18 protein-coding genes are annotated in these 16452 nt (G+C 65.9%); 9 read left to right on the top strand and 9 right to left on the bottom strand.

The window, feature by feature from the left end:
• Window positions 1-24: 24 nt before the first annotated feature.
• Both AC1RGE_RS01310 and folE read right to left on the bottom strand, forming a co-directional pair.
• The gene (locus AC1RGE_RS01310; protein ID WP_041774165.1) at window positions 25-552 is read right to left on the bottom strand and encodes a chalcone isomerase family protein; all 528 of its coding nucleotides are present in this window, start codon (window positions 550-552) and stop codon (window positions 25-27) included.
• Complete coding sequence (folE, locus tag AC1RGE_RS01305; protein ID WP_019093528.1) at window positions 553-1113, bottom strand: GTP cyclohydrolase I FolE; 561 nt, start codon at window positions 1111-1113, stop codon at window positions 553-555.
• A gap of 423 nt (window positions 1114-1536) precedes the next feature.
• Here folE and AC1RGE_RS01300 point away from each other — a divergent pair, with 423 nt between their 5' ends.
• Both AC1RGE_RS01300 and AC1RGE_RS01295 read left to right on the top strand, forming a co-directional pair.
• Window positions 1537-2322, top strand: coding sequence for a hypothetical protein (locus AC1RGE_RS01300; RefSeq protein ID WP_401023464.1), 786 nt, complete (start codon window positions 1537-1539; stop codon window positions 2320-2322).
• Window positions 2323-2476: 154 nt separating this feature from the next.
• A complete protein-coding gene (locus AC1RGE_RS01295) occupies window positions 2477-3055 on the top strand; it encodes a DcrB/PsbP domain-containing protein (RefSeq protein ID WP_011060554.1) in 579 nt (192 codons plus the stop codon).
• Window positions 3056-3068: 13 nt separating this feature from the next.
• Here the strand turns inward: AC1RGE_RS01295 and AC1RGE_RS01290 are convergent, their stop codons facing one another.
• The 5 genes from AC1RGE_RS01290 to AC1RGE_RS01270 all read right to left on the bottom strand — a co-directional run bounded on the left by AC1RGE_RS01290 (window position 3069) and on the right by AC1RGE_RS01270 (window position 7045).
• Window positions 3069-3785 carry an alpha/beta hydrolase gene (locus AC1RGE_RS01290; RefSeq protein ID WP_019093530.1) on the bottom strand — a complete coding sequence of 239 codons (717 nt, stop codon included), beginning with the start codon at window positions 3783-3785 and terminating at the stop codon, window positions 3069-3071.
• A 62-nt stretch (window positions 3786-3847) separates the two neighbouring features.
• Complete coding sequence (locus tag AC1RGE_RS01285) at window positions 3848-4222, bottom strand: hypothetical protein (RefSeq protein ID WP_026020012.1); 375 nt, start codon at window positions 4220-4222, stop codon at window positions 3848-3850.
• Window positions 4223-4340: 118 nt separating this feature from the next.
• Window positions 4341-5453, bottom strand: coding sequence for a succinylglutamate desuccinylase/aspartoacylase family protein (locus AC1RGE_RS01280; RefSeq protein ID WP_103291522.1), 1113 nt, complete (start codon window positions 5451-5453; stop codon window positions 4341-4343).
• Window positions 5454-5556: 103 nt separating this feature from the next.
• The gene (locus AC1RGE_RS01275) at window positions 5557-6336 is read right to left on the bottom strand and encodes an ABC transporter substrate-binding protein (protein WP_011060550.1); all 780 of its coding nucleotides are present in this window, start codon (window positions 6334-6336) and stop codon (window positions 5557-5559) included.
• Between the two features lie 274 nt (window positions 6337-6610).
• Window positions 6611-7045, bottom strand: coding sequence for a rhodanese-like domain-containing protein (locus tag AC1RGE_RS01270; RefSeq protein ID WP_011060549.1), 435 nt, complete (start codon window positions 7043-7045; stop codon window positions 6611-6613).
• A 103-nt stretch (window positions 7046-7148) separates the two neighbouring features.
• Here AC1RGE_RS01270 and ftrA point away from each other — a divergent pair, with 103 nt between their 5' ends.
• A complete protein-coding gene (gene ftrA / locus AC1RGE_RS01265; RefSeq protein WP_019095782.1) occupies window positions 7149-8135 on the top strand; it encodes a transcriptional regulator FtrA in 987 nt (328 codons plus the stop codon).
• A 45-nt stretch (window positions 8136-8180) separates the two neighbouring features.
• Here ftrA and cobF read toward each other — a convergent pair whose 3' ends face one another.
• Window positions 8181-8942: a precorrin-6A synthase (deacetylating) gene (gene cobF, locus AC1RGE_RS01260; protein WP_015635042.1), complete on the bottom strand. Its 762-nt coding sequence runs from the start codon at window positions 8940-8942 to the stop codon at window positions 8181-8183.
• Between the two features lie 191 nt (window positions 8943-9133).
• Window positions 9134-9709 (bottom strand): histidine phosphatase family protein, encoded by a 576-nt coding sequence (locus AC1RGE_RS01255; RefSeq protein ID WP_492583068.1) that lies wholly within the window; start codon window positions 9707-9709, stop codon window positions 9134-9136.
• Window positions 9710-10063: 354 nt separating this feature from the next.
• Between AC1RGE_RS01255 and AC1RGE_RS01250 the strand changes: the two genes are divergently transcribed.
• The 6 genes from AC1RGE_RS01250 (at window position 10064) to AC1RGE_RS01225 (ending at window position 16407) form a co-directional block, all read left to right on the top strand.
• Window positions 10064-10918, top strand: a complete 855-nt coding sequence (locus AC1RGE_RS01250; RefSeq protein WP_011060545.1) for a MurR/RpiR family transcriptional regulator — start codon at window positions 10064-10066, stop codon at window positions 10916-10918.
• 2 nt (window positions 10919-10920) lie between these two features.
• Window positions 10921-11565 carry a cysteine hydrolase family protein gene (locus AC1RGE_RS01245; protein WP_011060544.1) on the top strand — a complete coding sequence of 215 codons (645 nt, stop codon included), beginning with the start codon at window positions 10921-10923 and terminating at the stop codon, window positions 11563-11565.
• Window positions 11562-12917 carry a type I glutamate--ammonia ligase gene (locus AC1RGE_RS01240; protein WP_015635040.1) on the top strand — a complete coding sequence of 452 codons (1356 nt, stop codon included), beginning with the start codon at window positions 11562-11564 and terminating at the stop codon, window positions 12915-12917. Before AC1RGE_RS01245 ends, AC1RGE_RS01240 begins: the two co-directional genes overlap by 4 nt.
• Window positions 12901-13653 (top strand): N-formylglutamate amidohydrolase, encoded by a 753-nt coding sequence (locus AC1RGE_RS01235; RefSeq protein WP_011060542.1) that lies wholly within the window; start codon window positions 12901-12903, stop codon window positions 13651-13653. Before AC1RGE_RS01240 ends, AC1RGE_RS01235 begins: the two co-directional genes overlap by 17 nt.
• A 215-nt stretch (window positions 13654-13868) precedes the next feature.
• Window positions 13869-15218 (top strand): APC family permease, encoded by a 1350-nt coding sequence (locus AC1RGE_RS01230; protein ID WP_011060541.1) that lies wholly within the window; start codon window positions 13869-13871, stop codon window positions 15216-15218.
• 172 nt (window positions 15219-15390) lie between these two features.
• On the top strand, window positions 15391-16407 hold the full coding sequence (locus AC1RGE_RS01225) for an arginine N-succinyltransferase (protein ID WP_011060540.1): 1017 nt from the start codon (window positions 15391-15393) through the stop codon (window positions 16405-16407).
• Window positions 16408-16452 lie beyond the last annotated feature (45 nt).

The raw sequence follows: 16452 nt of genomic DNA, 5'->3' as shown, positions 1-16452 counted from the left end.
GGAATATCTCCTGTGCTGCGCCCGCTATTGGCCCAGCAGTTGTGCGCGCAACTGCGGATTGCGCGTGCGCGGGTCGAGCCAGATGGCGAAAAACGCTCGGGCGAAGGCTTCGTCCTCGACCCTGTACTGCAAGCGCTGGTCGACAAAGAACTGCACCCCGCGCCCGGGCAGGAACACCCCGGTGATGCGCTGGCCCGGTTCGACATCGACGAAGGCGCGCTGCATCTGCGCCTGCCAGTCCTTGAGTTGCGCCGGGCTCACCGCGCTGCCGGACAGGCGCTGGATCTCGTCGAGGCTGGTCTGCACCAGATCGCCGCGGCTGATCGTGCGCCGGTAGGTCAGTTCCAGGGCGAAGGGGCTATCGGCCGTCAATGGCAACGTCGTGCCCCAGAGCCGCGCGGTGTAGACCTTGAAGCCGAACCAGCTGAACTCGCCGCTGCCCAGCAGCCGCGCATTGGGCAACGACTCTTGCCAACCGGCACTGGCCGTAGCGCTGAGCAGCACCAGCAGCCACAGCAACCGGGCCACGCCCACTCGCCGCCTGCGTTTCATTCAAGGCTGCCTGCGCAACAGCTGAAGAAACTCCTGGCGGGTGCTGGCCGACTCGCGAAAGGCCCCCAGCATTACCGAGGTGTTCATCAGCGAGTTCTGCTTCTCGACCCCGCGCATCATCATGCACATGTGCCGCGCTTCGATGACCACCGCCACCCCGGCCGCCCGGGTCACTTCCTGGATCGCCTCGGCAATCTGCCGCGTGAGGGTCTCCTGGATCTGCAGGCGTCGCGCATACATGTCGACGATCCGCGCCACCTTGGACAGGCCCAGCACTTTGCCGGTGGGGATGTAAGCCACATGAGCCTGACCAATGAACGGCAGCAAATGGTGCTCGCACAGGGAATACAACTCGATGTTCTGGACCATCACCATCTCGTCGCTGGTGGAGCTGAACAACGCACCGTTGACCAGTTCTTCGAGGCTGGTTTCGTAACCATGGCACAGATAACGCAAGGCTTTTGAGGCTCGCTGCGGGGTGTCCCGCAAGCCCTCGCGGGTCGGGTCTTCACCCAACCCCTGCAAAATGCCGTGAAAGTGCTGGGAGAGAGGATCGTGCATGGCGCATGGCTTCCGAAAGGCTGGCAGGGCGGGCAATTTCCTTGCACGTGCCAAGGAAAAAAAGGCCTCCGAGGTGGTCGACCACCTAACTGACCCAGCCCCGGTTCCACCCGGGCCTGACCTCGGAGCCCAAAAAGCGTGGGCAGCGACCGCCGCCCCTTGAAAAACTGAGCAGCTATCGGCACATCCCACACCTTAAAAACCTATACGACAATTTAATTTTTGTACAATTTTTATCGGCAAAAAATGCCTTTTAAGCCCAAATACTTGTACAAATAAGCCTTTAATCGATTCAATACTTTCTATCTGTACAAGAAAAAACGACCCTGCACTTCACTCCCGGCCACTTCCCTGCCTGCAGATACGCGCCAATCGCTTCGTTGGATGCTAGCGTGGCGCACCGTTCATCCGCCGAGTGCGCCCATGCTGCTGTTGAAACTGCTGACCGTTCCCGGATTTCTGTGGTTGATCTCCCTGGCGAGCAAGCGCTGGGGCCCGAATGTCGCTGGCTGGCTGGCGGGATTTCCCGTGGTGGTGGGGCCGATCCTGCTGTTCCTGGCCCTGGAGCAGGGCCAGGTGTTCGCCACCCATGCCGCGGTGGCGGCCCTGTCGGCGGTGTTCGCGATGATCGCCTTCAGCGTCGCCTATACCCATGCCGCGCAGCGCTTCTCCTGGCCCGGGGCCCTGGCCATTGCGACCCTGGTGTGGGCCTTGCTGGCCACGGTCATCGCCCAGGTGCCGCCATCCCTGGGTTTTTCCAGCCTCTGCGCCGCCAGCGCCCTGCTCCTGGCCCCACGGCTGTTTCCGCCGGTGGGCGAACTGCCCGCCAGCCCTGGGCCGCGCTCCGACAAACTGCCCTACCGGATGCTCGCCGGGGCCCTGCTGACCCTGGCCGTGACCCTGCTGGCCAGCACCGTCGGCGAACGCTGGAGCGGCATGCTCGCGGTGTTCCCGGTGCTTGGCAGCGTCCTTGCGGTGTTCTCCCATCAGAGTCGAGGCGTGGCCTTCACCACTGTCCTGCTGCGCTCCCTGACCACCGGCCTGTACGCCTTCGCCGCCTTCTGCCTGGCCCTGGCACTGGCCCTGCCCCCGCTGGGCATGCTCGCCTTCGCGGTGGCGCTGGCAGCGTCGATGCTGGTCCTGGGGCTGAGCAAGCGGCTGTTGCGAGCCACTGTGCAGGAGCCGGCTGGCCGGCACAGGGGCTCTTGAGTCTTGCACCGGGCTGGCGGAAGTTTTCGCTGGCCAGCCAGCTCTTATGAGCCTTGGCTGGCCGTCATCGGAGCCGCGCTGAAAAATCCTTGTGGAGCAGGCCGCAACGGCCGTGGGATGATGCGCGCCTTTGATCACTGCCCGGAGATTGCGCATGTCATCTTTCGCTAGAAAAGCCCTGGTCCTGGTGTTCGCCGCCGTGGCGGGCCTGGGCGCGCTGAACGCGGTCGCCGCCAGCAAATCCGCGGCCAGGCAGGCCTCGGGGGAGAAGGTCGCAGTCCTCGACGGCAAGCTCGCCTTCACCCTGCCCAAGGGGTTCAGCGCTTCGGTACTGCCGGCCGGCAGCGAGGCCAATGGCACCGAGGGTGCCAGCGGCACCCTGTATTCCAACGCCACCACCCGTACCGTGGTGATCGCGGCGCAGAACACCATTCCCCATGGGGCCAAGGTCCAGGACAACGACGCCGCCTTTCTCGATGACGCGGTCAGCGGCTTTCTCGCGCAACAGGCCGCGGCGCTGCCGGATTTCAGCAAGCAGAGCGAAAAGAACATGACCCTCAAGGGCCTTGGCGTGCGCCAGATCGACAGCACCGCCACCATGGGCGGCGGCCTGACCCTGAACTCCACCCTGATTGCCGGCTCCGGCACACGCATGGCGGTGATCCAGATAATTTCCCGGGCCACCGACAAGGCCGGCCACACCGCGCTGATGAAGCAGATCCTCGGTCAGTAGACCCCGTGCCGGCTCAGGGGTTGAGCCCCTGCAGCCAGCCCTTGAGGTCGTCGATCTCCGCTTCGCTGATGCTGTGCCCCAGGCCCGGGTAGGCATGGAACTGCGGTTGCAGTGACAACCCCTGCAGCAAGCGCTGGGCATCCACCGCATCGCTGTAGGGCAGGCGCTGGTCAAGGGTGCCATGACCGATGAAGATGCCCAGGCGCTGCAGGCTCGGGTTGTTCTTCACCTGCGCTGCCAGCACCGGCAGGATCTTCCCGCTCAAGGCGGCGATGCCCCGCACCGACTGCGGATGGCGCAGGCCCACTTCATAGGCCATCACCGCGCCCTGGCTGAACCCCACCAGCACCACCTTGTCCGGCTGGGTCTGGTACTTGGCCAGCGCCGCGCGGACAAACTGGCCGATCAGCTCGGCGCCGCTGGCCAGCTCGCTGGTCACACCGTCGTAGGGGCCCTGGCCCTTGCGGTGGAACCACTGGTAGCTGCCCTCCTCCAGGGTCTGCGGTGCCCGCACCGACACATAGGTGTAGCTCGCCGGCAGGCGCTGGCGAAGGCCGAACAGGTCGGCCTCGTTGCTGCCGTAGCCATGCAGGAAAATCACCAGCGGCTGGTTGCGCGGCGCGGCCGGGGCCTGCTCCAGGTACTTGAGCGGCAGGTCATCGTGCAGTGCATCGGCGGCCTGCACCCAAGGCGCGGCCAGCAGCGCCAACAGCGCCAGGTAGCGGATCATGTGTAGCTCCTTGAAGGGGTAAAAACGGGTCGCCAGAGCCTAGCACTGCCAGTCCCGAGTGTTCATCTGCCCAGCCCGCGCCAGGCCAGCGGCAAGCACAGCAGCACCGCCAGCGCAAACCCCACCTGGGACAGGTAGAAGGTCTCCAGCCACTGGCCATGGGCCGCCACGTAGAGGCTGTTGTGCAGCACATCCAGCAGGATGATTGCCAGGGTCAGCAGCAGGCCCCAGCGCGGGCGCACCAACAGCAGCAGCGCCGCCAGCGGATCGAACAGCGTCAGGGAGCCCCAGAAGGCCCGGCTGGCCAGGGGCGTGGCGGCGCCGTAGCCATAATCCCAGAGCAGGCCATGCTCGAAGGCGGCGCGCAGGTGATTGAATGTCGCCGCCAGCAGACACAGGGCGAACAGCAGGCGGATGCACAGCGACACTCGGGGCATGGGCACATCTGTCGTAGGAGCCGGCTGGCCGGCGCAGGGCGTGACGCCGGATCAAGGGGTGGGCGCGCTGCAGCTTGCGCTGGCCAGCCAACGCCCGATCGACCCCTGCGGTGGCGGTTCAGTCGTTGATCAGCTTGCCTTCACGAATCGCCTCGCGGCCGGCCACCTTGGCCAGCCAGATGCCCGGCTGGGTGTAGCGCCCACGGTCCAGGGCAAAGAGCACGCCGCTGGTGCCGGCACACACGGTGCTGACGCGATCGCTCAAGGGGTCCACCACTTCGAACAGGGCATCGCCACGCTCCACCCACTCCCCGGCATCGCGCAGGAAACTGACCACGCCATGGTGGGGGGCGAACAGGTACTGGGTGCCTTCGAAGGGCATGCCTTCACAGCACTGCTGCGCAGCGGCCGGCCACTCGCCGCTGATCAGCCCCTGTTCGGCGAGAAACCCCAGGATGGCTTCGCAGTTGGCCCGGGCCTGCTGCACCCGGGTGTCGCCCATGCTGCCCAGCTCCAGGGTGGCGGCCAGGTTTGCCGGGGGAATCGCCGCCCGCGGAAAGTCCCGGGCCAGGCGCAGCCAGGGCGCGGAACAGGATTCATCGAAAGAGCTGCCGCCGGAGTCTTCGCACAACAGCGCCACCCCGGCCTTGAGCCGCGCCGCCAGGGACTGCCAGCGAGGCCAGTGCTGGGGCAAGGCATAGAGGTGGATCGCCGCTTCGAAATCGCAATGCAGGTCGAGGGTGATGTCGGCGTCGCAGGCATGGCGCAACAGCAAGCGATGCAGGGCTTGCAGCTGCGAATCAGCCGCTGGCAGCTCATCCAGCACCTGGACCATGGCACGGCGGATCAGGGCGATATTGGCCGTGGCGTCGTCCCCCAGTTGCCTGCCGATCAAGTCGCCCACCGGGCCGCTGAGCTCGACGAAGGCGCGATTGAAATTCTTGCCGCTGCCCAGCTCGAAACGCCCCAGGTGGCTGCCCTGCACCTGCTGGTCGAGGCCGATGGGATTGGCCACCGGCACCAGCTCGACCACTGCCTGCAGGCGCCCCTGGTTCTCCAGCTGCGCCAGGCGCTGCTTGAGCTCCCAGGCAGTGCGCATGCCGGGCAGTTCGTCGGCGTGCAGGCTGGCCTGGATGTACACCTTGCGCGGGCCGCTGCCAAAGCGGAACACACTGAGCTGGCGCTGGGTGCCCAGGTGGCCCCAGGGCAAGGAATGGTCGATGCGTTGCATGGCAACTCCGGAGATCAGAAAAAGGCGTGGCGCAGAATAAAACAGTGGCGCACAAAAAAGGTGGCTGCCGGCCCCCGGCAACCACCTTTTTCAACGCCCGGGCTTACTCGCCGTAGACGTCGAAATCGAAGTACTTGTCCTGCACTTGCTTGTACTTGCCGTTGGCACGGATCTCGGTGATGGCCTTGTTGAATTTCCCGGCCAGTTCCTGATCCCCCTTGCGCACGGCAATGCCGGCACCGCCGCCGAAGTATTTCGGATCGTTGTACTCAGGGCCCACGAAGGCGAAGCCCTTGCCGGCGTCGGTTTTCAGGAAGCCATCGTCGAGGTTCACCGAATCCGCCAGCAGCGCGTCGACGCGGCCGGAGACCATGTCCAGGTTGGCTTCCTGCTGGGAGCCGTAGCGCACCAGGTCGATGCCCGCCGGCACCAGCACTTCGGTGGCGAAGCGGTCATGGGTACTGGCCCGCAGCACACCGACCTTCTTGCCCTTGAGCTCGGTCAGCGGGTCCTTGATGCTGGTGCCGGCCTTCATCACGAAGCGCGCCGGGGTGTGGTAGTACTTGATGGTGAAATCGACGTTCTTCTTGCGGTCGTCGGTGATGGTCATGGACGACAGGATGGCGTCGATCTTCTTCACTTTCAGCGCCGGGATCAGGCCGTCGAACTCCTGCTCGACCCAGGTGCACTTGGCCTGCATCTGCTCGCACAGGGCGTTGCCCAGGTCGACATCGAAACCGGTGAGCTTGCCGTCGGGGGTCTTCATCGAGAACGGCGGGTAGCCGGCTTCGATACCGATACGGATCGGCTTGGCCTCGTCGGCCGAAGCGGTGAAGGAAAACAGCGACAGTGCCAGGGCACCGAACAGCGCAAACTTGTTCATTTATAACTCCAGGAGACGGAGGCTTTTATTGGCTGGTTTCGATTGGGGGGCAAATCGAAGTGGCCAGCAGTCTAGAGCGGCTCCCGGGATGCAAATTGTGTTTATGCGACAAATACTTATAAAAAATATGCGCCCGCGATCCTCTGCCTCCTCCCTCGCCCCGGCATGATGCGTTTGCCCCTGAAAATCCCGACGTTCGCCTCAGAACGGGTCATTTTTACCGACACATCCCCGCTAGCCGCAGCCCAAGGCCGCTACCAGCGGAGTCAGCCCTTCAGCAGGCGCAGGACAGATCCGCTCCCTCGCGGCGCGGTTGCCCGGTGCTGAGCTGGAAGCCCTCATCGAGCCAGCCGGTGACACCGCCGATCATCTCCTTGACCGAGTATTCCAGGGCCGCCAGCTTGACCGCCGCCTTGTTCGCGCCATTGCAGTGAGGGCCGGCGCAATACACCACGAACAGGGTGTCGCGAGGATAACCGGCCAGGTGTTCGGCGGTGAGCAAGCGCCCGGGCAGATTGATCGCCCCGGGGACATGGCCACGGGCAAAGGCTTCGGGGCCACGCACATCCACCAGGACAAAATCCACTTCACCGGCCTCCTGGCTGCTGTGGACGTCGGAACAGTCGGTTTCAAAGGTCAGGCGGTTGCAAAAATGCATCAGGGCAATGGCCGAAGGGGCGGCGGCAGTGCTGCGGACCAGGCTGGTCATGGGCATCTCCAGAAACTTGCGATTAAGGTGGGAAGGACTTTATAGGCCCTGCCCCACCACGCTAAAGTGGCGAGCTAGACACTGACTGGTAACTTTCCGCCAAATGCACAATCACCCCGGACTGGTGGCGATTCTCGCCTACGACGGCCTTTGCACCTTCGAGTTCGGCATTGCCGTGGAGATTTTCGGCCTGGCCCGGCCGGAGTTCGATTTCCCCTGGTACCGGCAAACCATCGCTGCCGTGGACCCCGGCCCGATGCGTGCCCTGGGCGGGATCCAGGTGCTGGCCGACGGGGGCCTGGAGCTGCTGGAGCAGGCGCGGACCATCATCATTCCCGGCTGGCGCAGCCGCGAGCAGGCGCCGCCGCCGAAGTTGCTGGAAGCGCTGCGCCAGGCCCACCAACGCGGTGCGCGGCTGCTGTCGATCTGCTCCGGGGTGTTCGTTCTGGCGGCGACCGGGCTGCTGGATGGTTGTAGCGCCACCACTCACTGGCGCTACGCCCGCGAGCTGGCCGAGGGTTTCCCGAATATCCGGGTGGACCCGGATGTGCTCTATGTCGATGCCGGGCAACTGATCACTTCCGCCGGCAGCGCCGCCGGTATCGATGCCTGCCTGCACCTGGTGGCCCGGGATTTCGGCACCCAGGTGGCCAACAGCGTGGCCCGGCGCCTGGTGATGTCGCCGCAACGCACCGGCGGCCAGGCGCAGTTCATTCCCGCACCGGTCAGCCGTACCCCGCGCAGCGACCTGTCGCGAGTCATGCAATGGGCCCGGGAGCGCCTGCATCAACCGCTGAGCGTGAGCGAACTGGCGGCCCGGGCGCTGATGAGCGAACGCACCTTCCTGCGGCGTTTCCACGACGCCACTGGCGCCTCGCCCAAGGCCTGGCTGCAGCATGAACGGCTGGCCCGGGCCAGGGAACTGCTGGAAAGCGGCAGCGAGAGTACCGAAAGCATTGCCCTGCGCTGCGGTTATCGCTCGGTGGAGAGCTTTCGCGTGGCCTTTCGCGGCCTGGTGGGCGTACCGCCGTCGGTGTACCGCGAACGCTTCGGCCGCGGCCTGGAAAGCACCACACCACCGCGCCCGTAGGAACCGGCTTGCCGGCGAAGGGGGCGACGCTGGTCCGGCGGGGCGTCAGTCCTGGGGTTTGCGCAGCAGGTAAGTGTCCATGATCCAGCCATGGGTCTGGCGGGCCTGCAGGCGTACACGGCGGATTTCGTCGGCCACCTGGTCCAAGGGGCCGCTGATGAGGATTTCATCCGCGGTGCCCAGGTAGGCCCCCCAGTAGATGTCCAGGCCCTGGTTGCGCAGGTGGCGGTAGGAATCCTCGGCGTCGAGCATCACCACCAGGCTGTCGGCGGAACCGGCCTGCCCCGCTGCCAGGCGGCGTCCGGTGGTGATTTCCACGGAGCGGCCAATGCGGTTCAGCGGCACTTTGTGCCGGGCCGTCAGGGCCTGGACACTGGTGACGCCGGGGATCACTTCATACTCGAACGACGCTGTGCCGCTGGCCAGGATCTGCTGCAGGATGCGCAGGGTGCTGTCGTACAGCGCCGGATCGCCCCAGGCCAGAAAAGCGCCGGTTTCACCGTCCGCCAGTTCCTGGTTGATCAGCCGCTCGAAGACCTGCTGCTTGTCGCGGTTCAGGGTCTGCACACTGGCCTGGTAGTCCACGTCGCCGCGCTCGCGCTCGGGGTTCTGCGCCTCGACGTAACGAAAGGGCCGCTCGGTGAGGTAGCGCTCGCACAGCTCGCGCCGCAGGTCGATCAGGGAATCCTTGCTCGGCCCCTTGTCCATGAGGAACACCACGTCGCTGCGGTTCAGCGCCTTGATCGCCTGGATCGTGATGTAGTCGGGGTTGCCGGCGCCGATGCCGATCACCAGGAGGGTTTTCATGGGCTTGCTCTCGCTGTTTTGCCAGCGGGCCAGTATGCGGCGCTTTGGCCTGATGAGAAATGCTTCTGTAGCCCCCTGGGGCGGCGGGCATCGGAGCGGCGAAAGGTGGTCTGGGGCCGTTGCATGTCCGGCTGGAGATGGCCAGGCAAGCCCCCCGGGGCCTTTGCGCAGCCTCGCGGGCTCGGCAGCGGCTACCGGGATGGCGTCGGGGGGCCGGGCAGGCGCAGGCGCCAGCGGCCGGCGTGGCTCAGGTCGAGCCGGGACAGGGGCTCGATGTCGATCTGGTTGAAGCTGGCCAGCGGCGCCTGCAGCACCTGCACCAGCACGGCGCGGATGACGAAGGGATGGGTCACCGCCAGCCAGTGGCCCGGGCGCTGCGCCATGACCTCCAGCCATTGCGCCACGCGCTGGTACAACTGGGCCAGGGATTCGCCTCCCGGTGGCGCCAGCTGCGGGTCCTTGAGCCAGGCCTGCAGCGCCTCGGGTTCACGCTCTTGCAGTTCATCGATGCGCAGCCCCTGCCAGGCGCCGAAATCACAGTCGCGCAAGGCGTCCTGCACCTCATGCTCGGCGCTGAACAGCTGGGCGCTCTGGCGGGTACGCAGCTCGGGCCCGCACAGCACCCGGATGCCGCGCTTGAAATCAGCGGCGCGGCTCAGGGCCTGGGCTTGCCAGTCCAGCTCCAGGGGTTCGTCCCGGGGAAAACGCGCCAGCTTCTGGGCGGCGGTGCGGGCATGGCAGATCAGGGTCAGACGGGTGGCCTGCACGGTGTTTACTCTGGCGTTATCGATTGGCAAACCTACACGGGCCGGGCAGATGCAACATCTTTGCTGCAACCGCCTCCAAGGTTCATTGCAAAACAGCACGCAGGTGCCTGTCCGGTGCGGTCGCGCCACTGTATTCGGCCTGCTCGGCGTAAGCCAGACCCTGTTGCGATCGCTCCCCTACGTCCCGCACCGTGGCTTCCCGCCCCGCCAACAACAGATTCCCACCTGAAACCGCCCCATTTCAGGGCAATTTGATATCAGAGGAAAATTCACTAGACATGTAGCGTCTATTACATAAATATCCATTTCGCCATTTTATGAAATAAAAACGACATCACTTTCCAAGGCACCCCGATGCCCTCTCTCAGAGACCTGATCACCGACCCCGCCCTCGACCTCACGCCCTCCGAGCGCAAGGTCGTGCGGGCCCTGCTCGATCACTACCCGCGCAACGGGCTGGGGCCGATGTCACGCCTGGCGGAACACGCCGGGGTCAGCGATCCGACCATCGTGCGCCTGGTGAAGAAGCTCGGTTTCAGCGGCTACGGCGAATTCCAGGAAGCCCTGCTCAGTGACATGGATGACCGCCTGCGCTCCCCCAGCACCCTGCTGCGCCCGCGTTCGCAAGTGGCCCAGGGCGATACCTGGGGCCGCTACCTGGCCGACAGCCAGCGCGTACTGCAGGACACCCAGGCCCTGACCCAGCCCGAAGACATCCGCGTGCTCATGGACTGGCTGCTGGACAGCCGGCATTCGGTGTACTGCTTCGGCGGCCGCTTCAGCAGCTTCCTCGCCCTCTACCTGTTCAACCACCTGCGGCTGATGCGCCCGGGCTGTTTCTTCCTTGACGACAACGCCCAACTGCCGGACCGCCTGTTCGATGTCCAGCGCCAGGACCTGGTGCTGCTGTTCGACTACCGCCGCTACCAGTCCCAGGCCATGCGCGTGGCCAGTGCGGTCAAGGCACGCAACGCCCGGGTGGTGCTGTTCACCGATATCTATGCCTCGCCGCTGCGGGAGCTGGCGGACCTGGTCATCAGTGCACCGGTGGAATCCTTGTCGCCATTCGACACCCTGGTGCCGGCGCTGGCCCAGGTCGAGGCGCTGGTCGCCTGCCTGACCCCGCGCAGCCCTCATCTTGATCAACGCCTGGAGGGCATCGATGCCCTGCGGGCGGAATTTGCTACCCATGTGCTGGAGGAAAAATAAGGATGTTCAGCCTGCCCCACCGTTCGCCCCGGGACCTGCCCTTCGTCGTCGACCACACCGCCCTGCTGCTGGTGGACATGCAGCGGGCGTGGCTTGAACCGCAGTTCGACCCGCACCTGCAAGGGCCCGAGGGCGAGGCCTTTCTCAAGCGCGCACGAGAGCGGGTGATCCCCAACCAGCAACGGCTGCTGGCGGCGGTGCGCGAGGCGCGGCAGAACGTGCTGCACACCATTATCGAAAGCCTGACCGCCGATGGCCGTGACCGCTCCCTGGACCACAAGCTGTCGGACATGCACCTGCCCAAGGGCAGCCCCCAGGCGGCGATCATTGCCGAGCTCGAGCCGGTGGAAAACGAGATCGTGCTGCCCAAGACCTCCTCCGGGGTGTTCAACTCCACCAACATCGACTACGTGCTGCGCAACCTGGAAACCCGCCACCTGATCATCGCCGGGATCGTCACCGACCAGTGCGTGGACATGGCCGTGCGCGACGCCGCCGACCGCGGCTACCTGGTGACCCTGGTGGAAGATGCCTGCGCCACCTACGGCGATACCCGGCACCAGGCCTGCCTCAACGCAATCAAGGGCTACTGCTGGATCACCGACACCGACACCGTGCTCGGCCGCCTGCGGGAGATCCGCGGATGAGCCGCGGCCAGGGCATCGAGGCCCTGACCCCGGTGGCCATGACCAGCATCGTCACCACCGACCTGATCGGCGTCACCCGTGGCCGCTCCTTTCCCAGCGACGAACTGGAGCGCTACAAGGTCGGCGGCTGCGGCTGGGTGCCGGCCAACAGCGCGCTGACGCCCCAGGACCTGATCGCCGAGGACAACCCCTGGGGCGCCTATGGCGACCTGCGACTGATCCCCGACCTGGACAGCCGGGTCAGTGTCGGCGCCGGGCCGGATGCCAGCGCGGCGCCGCTGGATTTCATCCACGCCGACATCTGCGAGACCGACGGCACGCCCTGGGCGGCCTGCCCGCGCACCCTGCTGCGCAAGGAAATCGAGCGCTACCGCGAGCTGGGCATCCAGATCACCGCGGCCTTCGAGCATGAATTCAACCTCGACACCGGCACCGGCCAGCGCGAGCACCTGGCCTTCTCCCTGGAAGCCCAGCGCCAGGGCGCGGCCTTCGGTGGCTGGCTGCTGGCGGCGTTGCGAGCCGCCGGCGCCGAACCGGAAATGTTCCTCCCCGAATACGGCAAGCAGCAGTACGAGATCACCTGCCGGCCGACCCAGGGCCTGGCCGCTGCCGACCGGGCGGTGAACGTGCGCGAGATCACCCGGGAAATCGCCCGGCAACTGGGGCACCGAGTCAGCTTCGCGCCCAAGACTGCCGACGACGCGGTGTGCAACGGGGTGCACCTGCACCTGAGCCTGCAAAACCTGGACGGCGAGCCACTGCTCTACGACCCCCACGCGGTGAGTGGCGACGACCTGTCGAGCCTGGGCCAGCACTGGGCCGCCGGGGTGCTCAGGCACCTGCCGGCGCTGTGCGCCTTCACCGCGCCGACGCCGATTTCCTACCAGCGCCTGCAGCCCCATCACTGGAGCGCCTCCTACGCCTGCCTGGGCCTGCGCAACCGCGAAGCCTCGCTGCGTATCTGCCCGACCCTGAGCCTGGGCGGCAAGCCGGTGGCGCCGCAGTACAACCTGGAATTCCGCGCCCTGGATGCCACCGCCTCGCCGCACCTGGCCATGGCGGTCATCCTGATGGCCGGGCGCCTGGGCCTCGAACAGCAACGGGTGCTCAATGCGGTGACCGACAAGGCCCCCTCGGACCTGAGCGCCGAGCAACGCCTGGCCAGTGGCATCGTGCCGCTGCCGGGCTCCCTGCCCCAGGCCCTGGAATGCCTGCGCGGCAACACTGAACTGCTGCAGTTCCTGCCCCAGGACCTGCTGGCCACCTACTTCGCCGTCAAACAAAAGGAAGTGTCCCTGACCGAGCACCTGACCGCTGCCCAACTCTGTGAGCACTATGGACACCTGTACTAAATCCGCCGAGCTGGGGTTCTACACCGAGCCGGCCTACCGCCTGATCCGTGAAGACTCCGAGCACCCGCTGATTCTGGTGTGCGAACACGCCAGCCACTACATTCCACCGGCCCTGCACGACCTGGGCCTGGACCCGCTGGCGGCCCGCGAACACATCGCCTGGGACCCGGGCGCCCTGGAACTGGCCCAAAGCCTGTCCCAGGCCCTGGGCGCGACCCTGATCGCGGCCAATTACTCGCGCCTGCTGATCGACCTCAACCGACCGCGCCACGCCCCCGACAGCATCCCGCTGCAAAGCGAGATCTATCAGGTGCCGGGCAACCAGCAGCTGGACGAGGCCACTCGCGAGTACCGCCGCCAGCAGCTGTTCACGCCGTTTCACCAGCGCCTGCAAAGGATCATCGACCGGCGCCTGGCCCAGGGCCGTGAAGTGCGGGTGGTGGGGATCCACAGCTTCACCCCGGTCTACTACGGGCAGCCGCGCGCGCTGGAAATCGGCGTGCTGTATGGCAGCGCCACCGACTACGCGGCGCGGATCCTCGAAGGGCTGTGGAGGCTGCCGATCAAGGTGGCGGGCAACCAGCCCTACGAGATCGATCCGTTGAGCGACATGACCGTGCCGGTGCACGGCGACGCCCGTGGCCTTGCGTCGGTATTGATCGAGGTGCGCAACGATCTGCTGCGTACCCCTGAAGCGGTGCAGCACTGGAGCGATACACTGGCGCCGCTGCTGTAGCCGCGGCGAGAGGAAGGTTTCACCGGCGCGCCCCGAAGGACTCACCCGGCGCGCCAAAACGCTGTTTGCAGGACCGGTACAACAACTAGAAAAACCGCTGTGGTGTGTCTTTAAACCCTGCCAGGTTCAAACACGAAAGCGCGGCCCGAGGTGTCAATGACGACCCGCAGGGCCCCGCCTTTACCCACTTACACAGGCTCAAGGAGAACGGCTTCATGGAGATTGAAGAATTCGGCTACAAACAGGAACTCAAGCGCGGGCTGAGCCTGCGTGACCTGGTGGTCTACGGGATGATTTTCATGATTCCCATCGCCCCGTTCGGGGTCTACGGCTACGTCAACCAGGAAGCCCCGGGCATGGTGCCCCTGGCCTACATCATCGGCATGGTGGCGATGGTCTTCACCGCCCTGAGCTACGGCGCCATGGCCCGCGCCTTTCCCATCGCCGGTTCGGTGTATTCCTACGCCCAGCGCGGCCTCAACCCCCATGTGGGCTTTCTTGCCGGCTGGCTGATGCTCCTGGACTACCTGCTGATCCCGCCGCTGCTCTACGTCTACGCGGCCATGGCGCTCAACCACCTGTACCCGGAAGTGCCCAAGGTCGGCTTCATCCTGGCGTTCCTGGTCAGCGCCACCTTCGTCAACCTGCGCGGCATCACCTTCACCGCGCGGATGAACATCCTGTTCCTGCTGGCGCAACTGGCGGTCCTGGGGATCTTCCTGTTCTACGCCTGGAATGCCCTGCACGGTGGCGCCGGCAACGGCCAACTGACCCTGGCGCCGCTGTACAACCCGGAGAACTTCCACTTCGGCATGCTGATGCAGGGCGTCTCGATTGCGGTGCTGTCGTTCCTCGGCTTCGATGCCATCTCCACGCTCGCCGAAGAGGTCAAGGGCGACCCGGGCCGCAGCGTCGGCCGCGCCGCGCTGATCACCCTGGTGGTGATGGGCGCGATCTTCGTGGTACAGACCTGGATCGCCACCGACCTGGCCGCCGGCATGGGCTTCAAGTCCGCCGACACCGCCTTCTATGAAATCGCCGAACTGGCCGCCGGCAGCTGGCTGGCGACCCTCACCGGAGTGGCCACGGCGCTGGCCTGGGGCGTGGCGGTGGCCATCACCTCGCAGGCCGCGGTATCGCGCCTGCTGTTCGGCATGGCCCGCGATGGCAAGCTGCCCAAGGTGCTGGCCAAGGTCCACCCCAAGCACAACACCCCGCACATCAGCATCTACCTGGTGGCGGTGCTGTCGCTGCTGATCTGCTACCTGTTCATCAACTCGGTGGACACCCTGACCTCCCTGGTCAACTTCGGCGCCCTGAGCGGCTTCATGCTGCTGCACATCACCGTGATCAATTTCTACTGGCGCCGGCAGAAGTCCGGCCAGGTGGTGCGCCACCTGATCTGCCCGGTGATCGGCTTCGTGATCGTCAGCGCCATCATGTACAACATGGGCGTGGATGCGCAGAAACTCGGCGCCATCTGGATCCTTGCCGGGCTGGTCTACCTGTTCCTGCTGAACAAGCTGGGCAGCGGTGCCGCCCTGCCCGACCCGCTCAAGCACTAGTTGCACCCGCGCGGCGCCCCAGGGCGTCGCGCCAACCCCGGCGCTGCCAGCAAGAGCGGCCCGGGGACTGGCCGCCGGATGCCGCGGCCATGGAACTGCGTGGTAACCGACAGTGATGTCTGGCCAGTGCCTGCCCCCCGGGGCAAGCGGCCCTTGATACAGGAGTACACCCATGCTGGCCTTGCGTCCGGTGGCGTTATCCGATCTGCCCCAACTGCGGCGCCTGGCCCGCGAACGCCTGCTGGGCGTCACCTCCCTGGTGGATGACGAAACCTGCCTGCGGGACAAGATCCTCGATTCCCAGGCCTCCTTCGCCAAGAGCGAGGCCAGCCAGGGCCCGGAGAACTATTTCCTGGTGCTCGAGGACCTCGACAGCGGCCAGTTGCGCGGCTGCTCGGACATCCTCGCCACTGCCGGTTTTGCCAGCCCGTTCTACAGCCTGCGCAACCGCCCGTTCATCAGCAGTTCCCGGGAGCTGAACATCCAACACGGGGTGCCCACCCTGTCGCTGTGCCACGACCTCAGCGAACAGACCCTGCTGCGCAGCTTCCATGTCGACCCGCCGCTGGGCGGCACGCCACTGGCCCAGCTCACCTCCCGCGGGCGGTTGCTGTTCATCGCCGCCCACCCCCAGCGCTTCGCCGACAGCTGCATCAGCGAGATCGTCGGCTACAGCGACGCCAACGGCGAGTCGCCGTTCTGGCAAGCCGTGGGCCAGCACTTCTTCGACCTGCCCTATGTCGAGGCCGAGCGCCTGTGCGCCCTGCAGGGCCGCGGCTTTCTCGCCGAACTGATGCCCCAGTACCCGCTGTACATCCCGATGCTGGCGCAGGCGGCCCAGGACTGCATCGGCCAGGTTCACCCGGATGCCCGGGAGGCCTGCCAGATCCTGATCGACGAAGGCTTCGCGCCGACCCAGTACGTCGACCTGTTCGATGCCGGGCCGACCCTTCAGGGGCGCAGCCACCAACTGCGCTCGATCGCCCAGAGCCGGGTTGCCACCAGTTACCCCAGCCCCCAGAGCGGCCAGGGCCAGCAGTGGTTGCTGAGCAACGAGCGGCTGCAGGGCTTTCGCGCCATAGTCGCGGCGCTGGACACCGCCCCGGGCGCTGAAATCGGCCTCGACCCGGCCATGTTCCAGGCCCTGCAACTGGCGCCGGGCGAGCCGGTACGGAGCGTTGCCTTATGAACCGGCCCCTGTTGCCCCCCTGCCCGGCGTCATTGCCAGGAGCCC

This window comes from Pseudomonas sp. GW823-FHT02C05, from assembly GCF_058797595.1.
The sequence above is the reverse complement of the archived record's forward strand: the minus strand, read 5'-3'. Positions and strand labels throughout refer to the sequence as shown.

What these genes read in the sequence shown, in the direction of transcription:
- AC1RGE_RS01310 (WP_041774165.1), bottom strand. Translation starts at nt 552, where the DNA reads ATGAAACGCAGGCGGCGAGTGGGCGTGGCCCGGTTGCTGTGGCTGCTG.
- AC1RGE_RS01295 (WP_011060554.1), top strand. Translation starts at nt 2,477, where the DNA reads ATGTCATCTTTCGCTAGAAAAGCCCTGGTCCTGGTGTTCGCCGCCGTG.
- AC1RGE_RS01250 (WP_011060545.1), top strand. Translation starts at nt 10,064, where the DNA reads ATGCCCTCTCTCAGAGACCTGATCACCGACCCCGCCCTCGACCTCACG.
- AC1RGE_RS01235 (WP_011060542.1), top strand. Translation starts at nt 12,901, where the DNA reads ATGGACACCTGTACTAAATCCGCCGAGCTGGGGTTCTACACCGAGCCG.
- AC1RGE_RS01300 (WP_401023464.1), top strand. Translation starts at nt 1,537, where the DNA reads ATGCTGCTGTTGAAACTGCTGACCGTTCCCGGATTTCTGTGGTTGATC.
- AC1RGE_RS01240 (WP_015635040.1), top strand. Translation starts at nt 11,562, where the DNA reads ATGAGCCGCGGCCAGGGCATCGAGGCCCTGACCCCGGTGGCCATGACC.
- AC1RGE_RS01225 (WP_011060540.1), top strand. Translation starts at nt 15,391, where the DNA reads ATGCTGGCCTTGCGTCCGGTGGCGTTATCCGATCTGCCCCAACTGCGG.
- AC1RGE_RS01285 (WP_026020012.1), bottom strand. Translation starts at nt 4,222, where the DNA reads ATGCCCCGAGTGTCGCTGTGCATCCGCCTGCTGTTCGCCCTGTGTCTG.
- folE (WP_019093528.1), bottom strand. Translation starts at nt 1,113, where the DNA reads ATGCACGATCCTCTCTCCCAGCACTTTCACGGCATTTTGCAGGGGTTG.
- AC1RGE_RS01245 (WP_011060544.1), top strand. Translation starts at nt 10,921, where the DNA reads ATGTTCAGCCTGCCCCACCGTTCGCCCCGGGACCTGCCCTTCGTCGTC.
- AC1RGE_RS01230 (WP_011060541.1), top strand. Translation starts at nt 13,869, where the DNA reads ATGGAGATTGAAGAATTCGGCTACAAACAGGAACTCAAGCGCGGGCTG.
- AC1RGE_RS01270 (WP_011060549.1), bottom strand. Translation starts at nt 7,045, where the DNA reads ATGACCAGCCTGGTCCGCAGCACTGCCGCCGCCCCTTCGGCCATTGCC.
- cobF (WP_015635042.1), bottom strand. Translation starts at nt 8,942, where the DNA reads ATGAAAACCCTCCTGGTGATCGGCATCGGCGCCGGCAACCCCGACTAC.
- AC1RGE_RS01280 (WP_103291522.1), bottom strand. Translation starts at nt 5,453, where the DNA reads ATGCAACGCATCGACCATTCCTTGCCCTGGGGCCACCTGGGCACCCAG.
- AC1RGE_RS01275 (WP_011060550.1), bottom strand. Translation starts at nt 6,336, where the DNA reads ATGAACAAGTTTGCGCTGTTCGGTGCCCTGGCACTGTCGCTGTTTTCC.
- ftrA (WP_019095782.1), top strand. Translation starts at nt 7,149, where the DNA reads ATGCACAATCACCCCGGACTGGTGGCGATTCTCGCCTACGACGGCCTT.
- AC1RGE_RS01290 (WP_019093530.1), bottom strand. Translation starts at nt 3,785, where the DNA reads ATGATCCGCTACCTGGCGCTGTTGGCGCTGCTGGCCGCGCCTTGGGTG.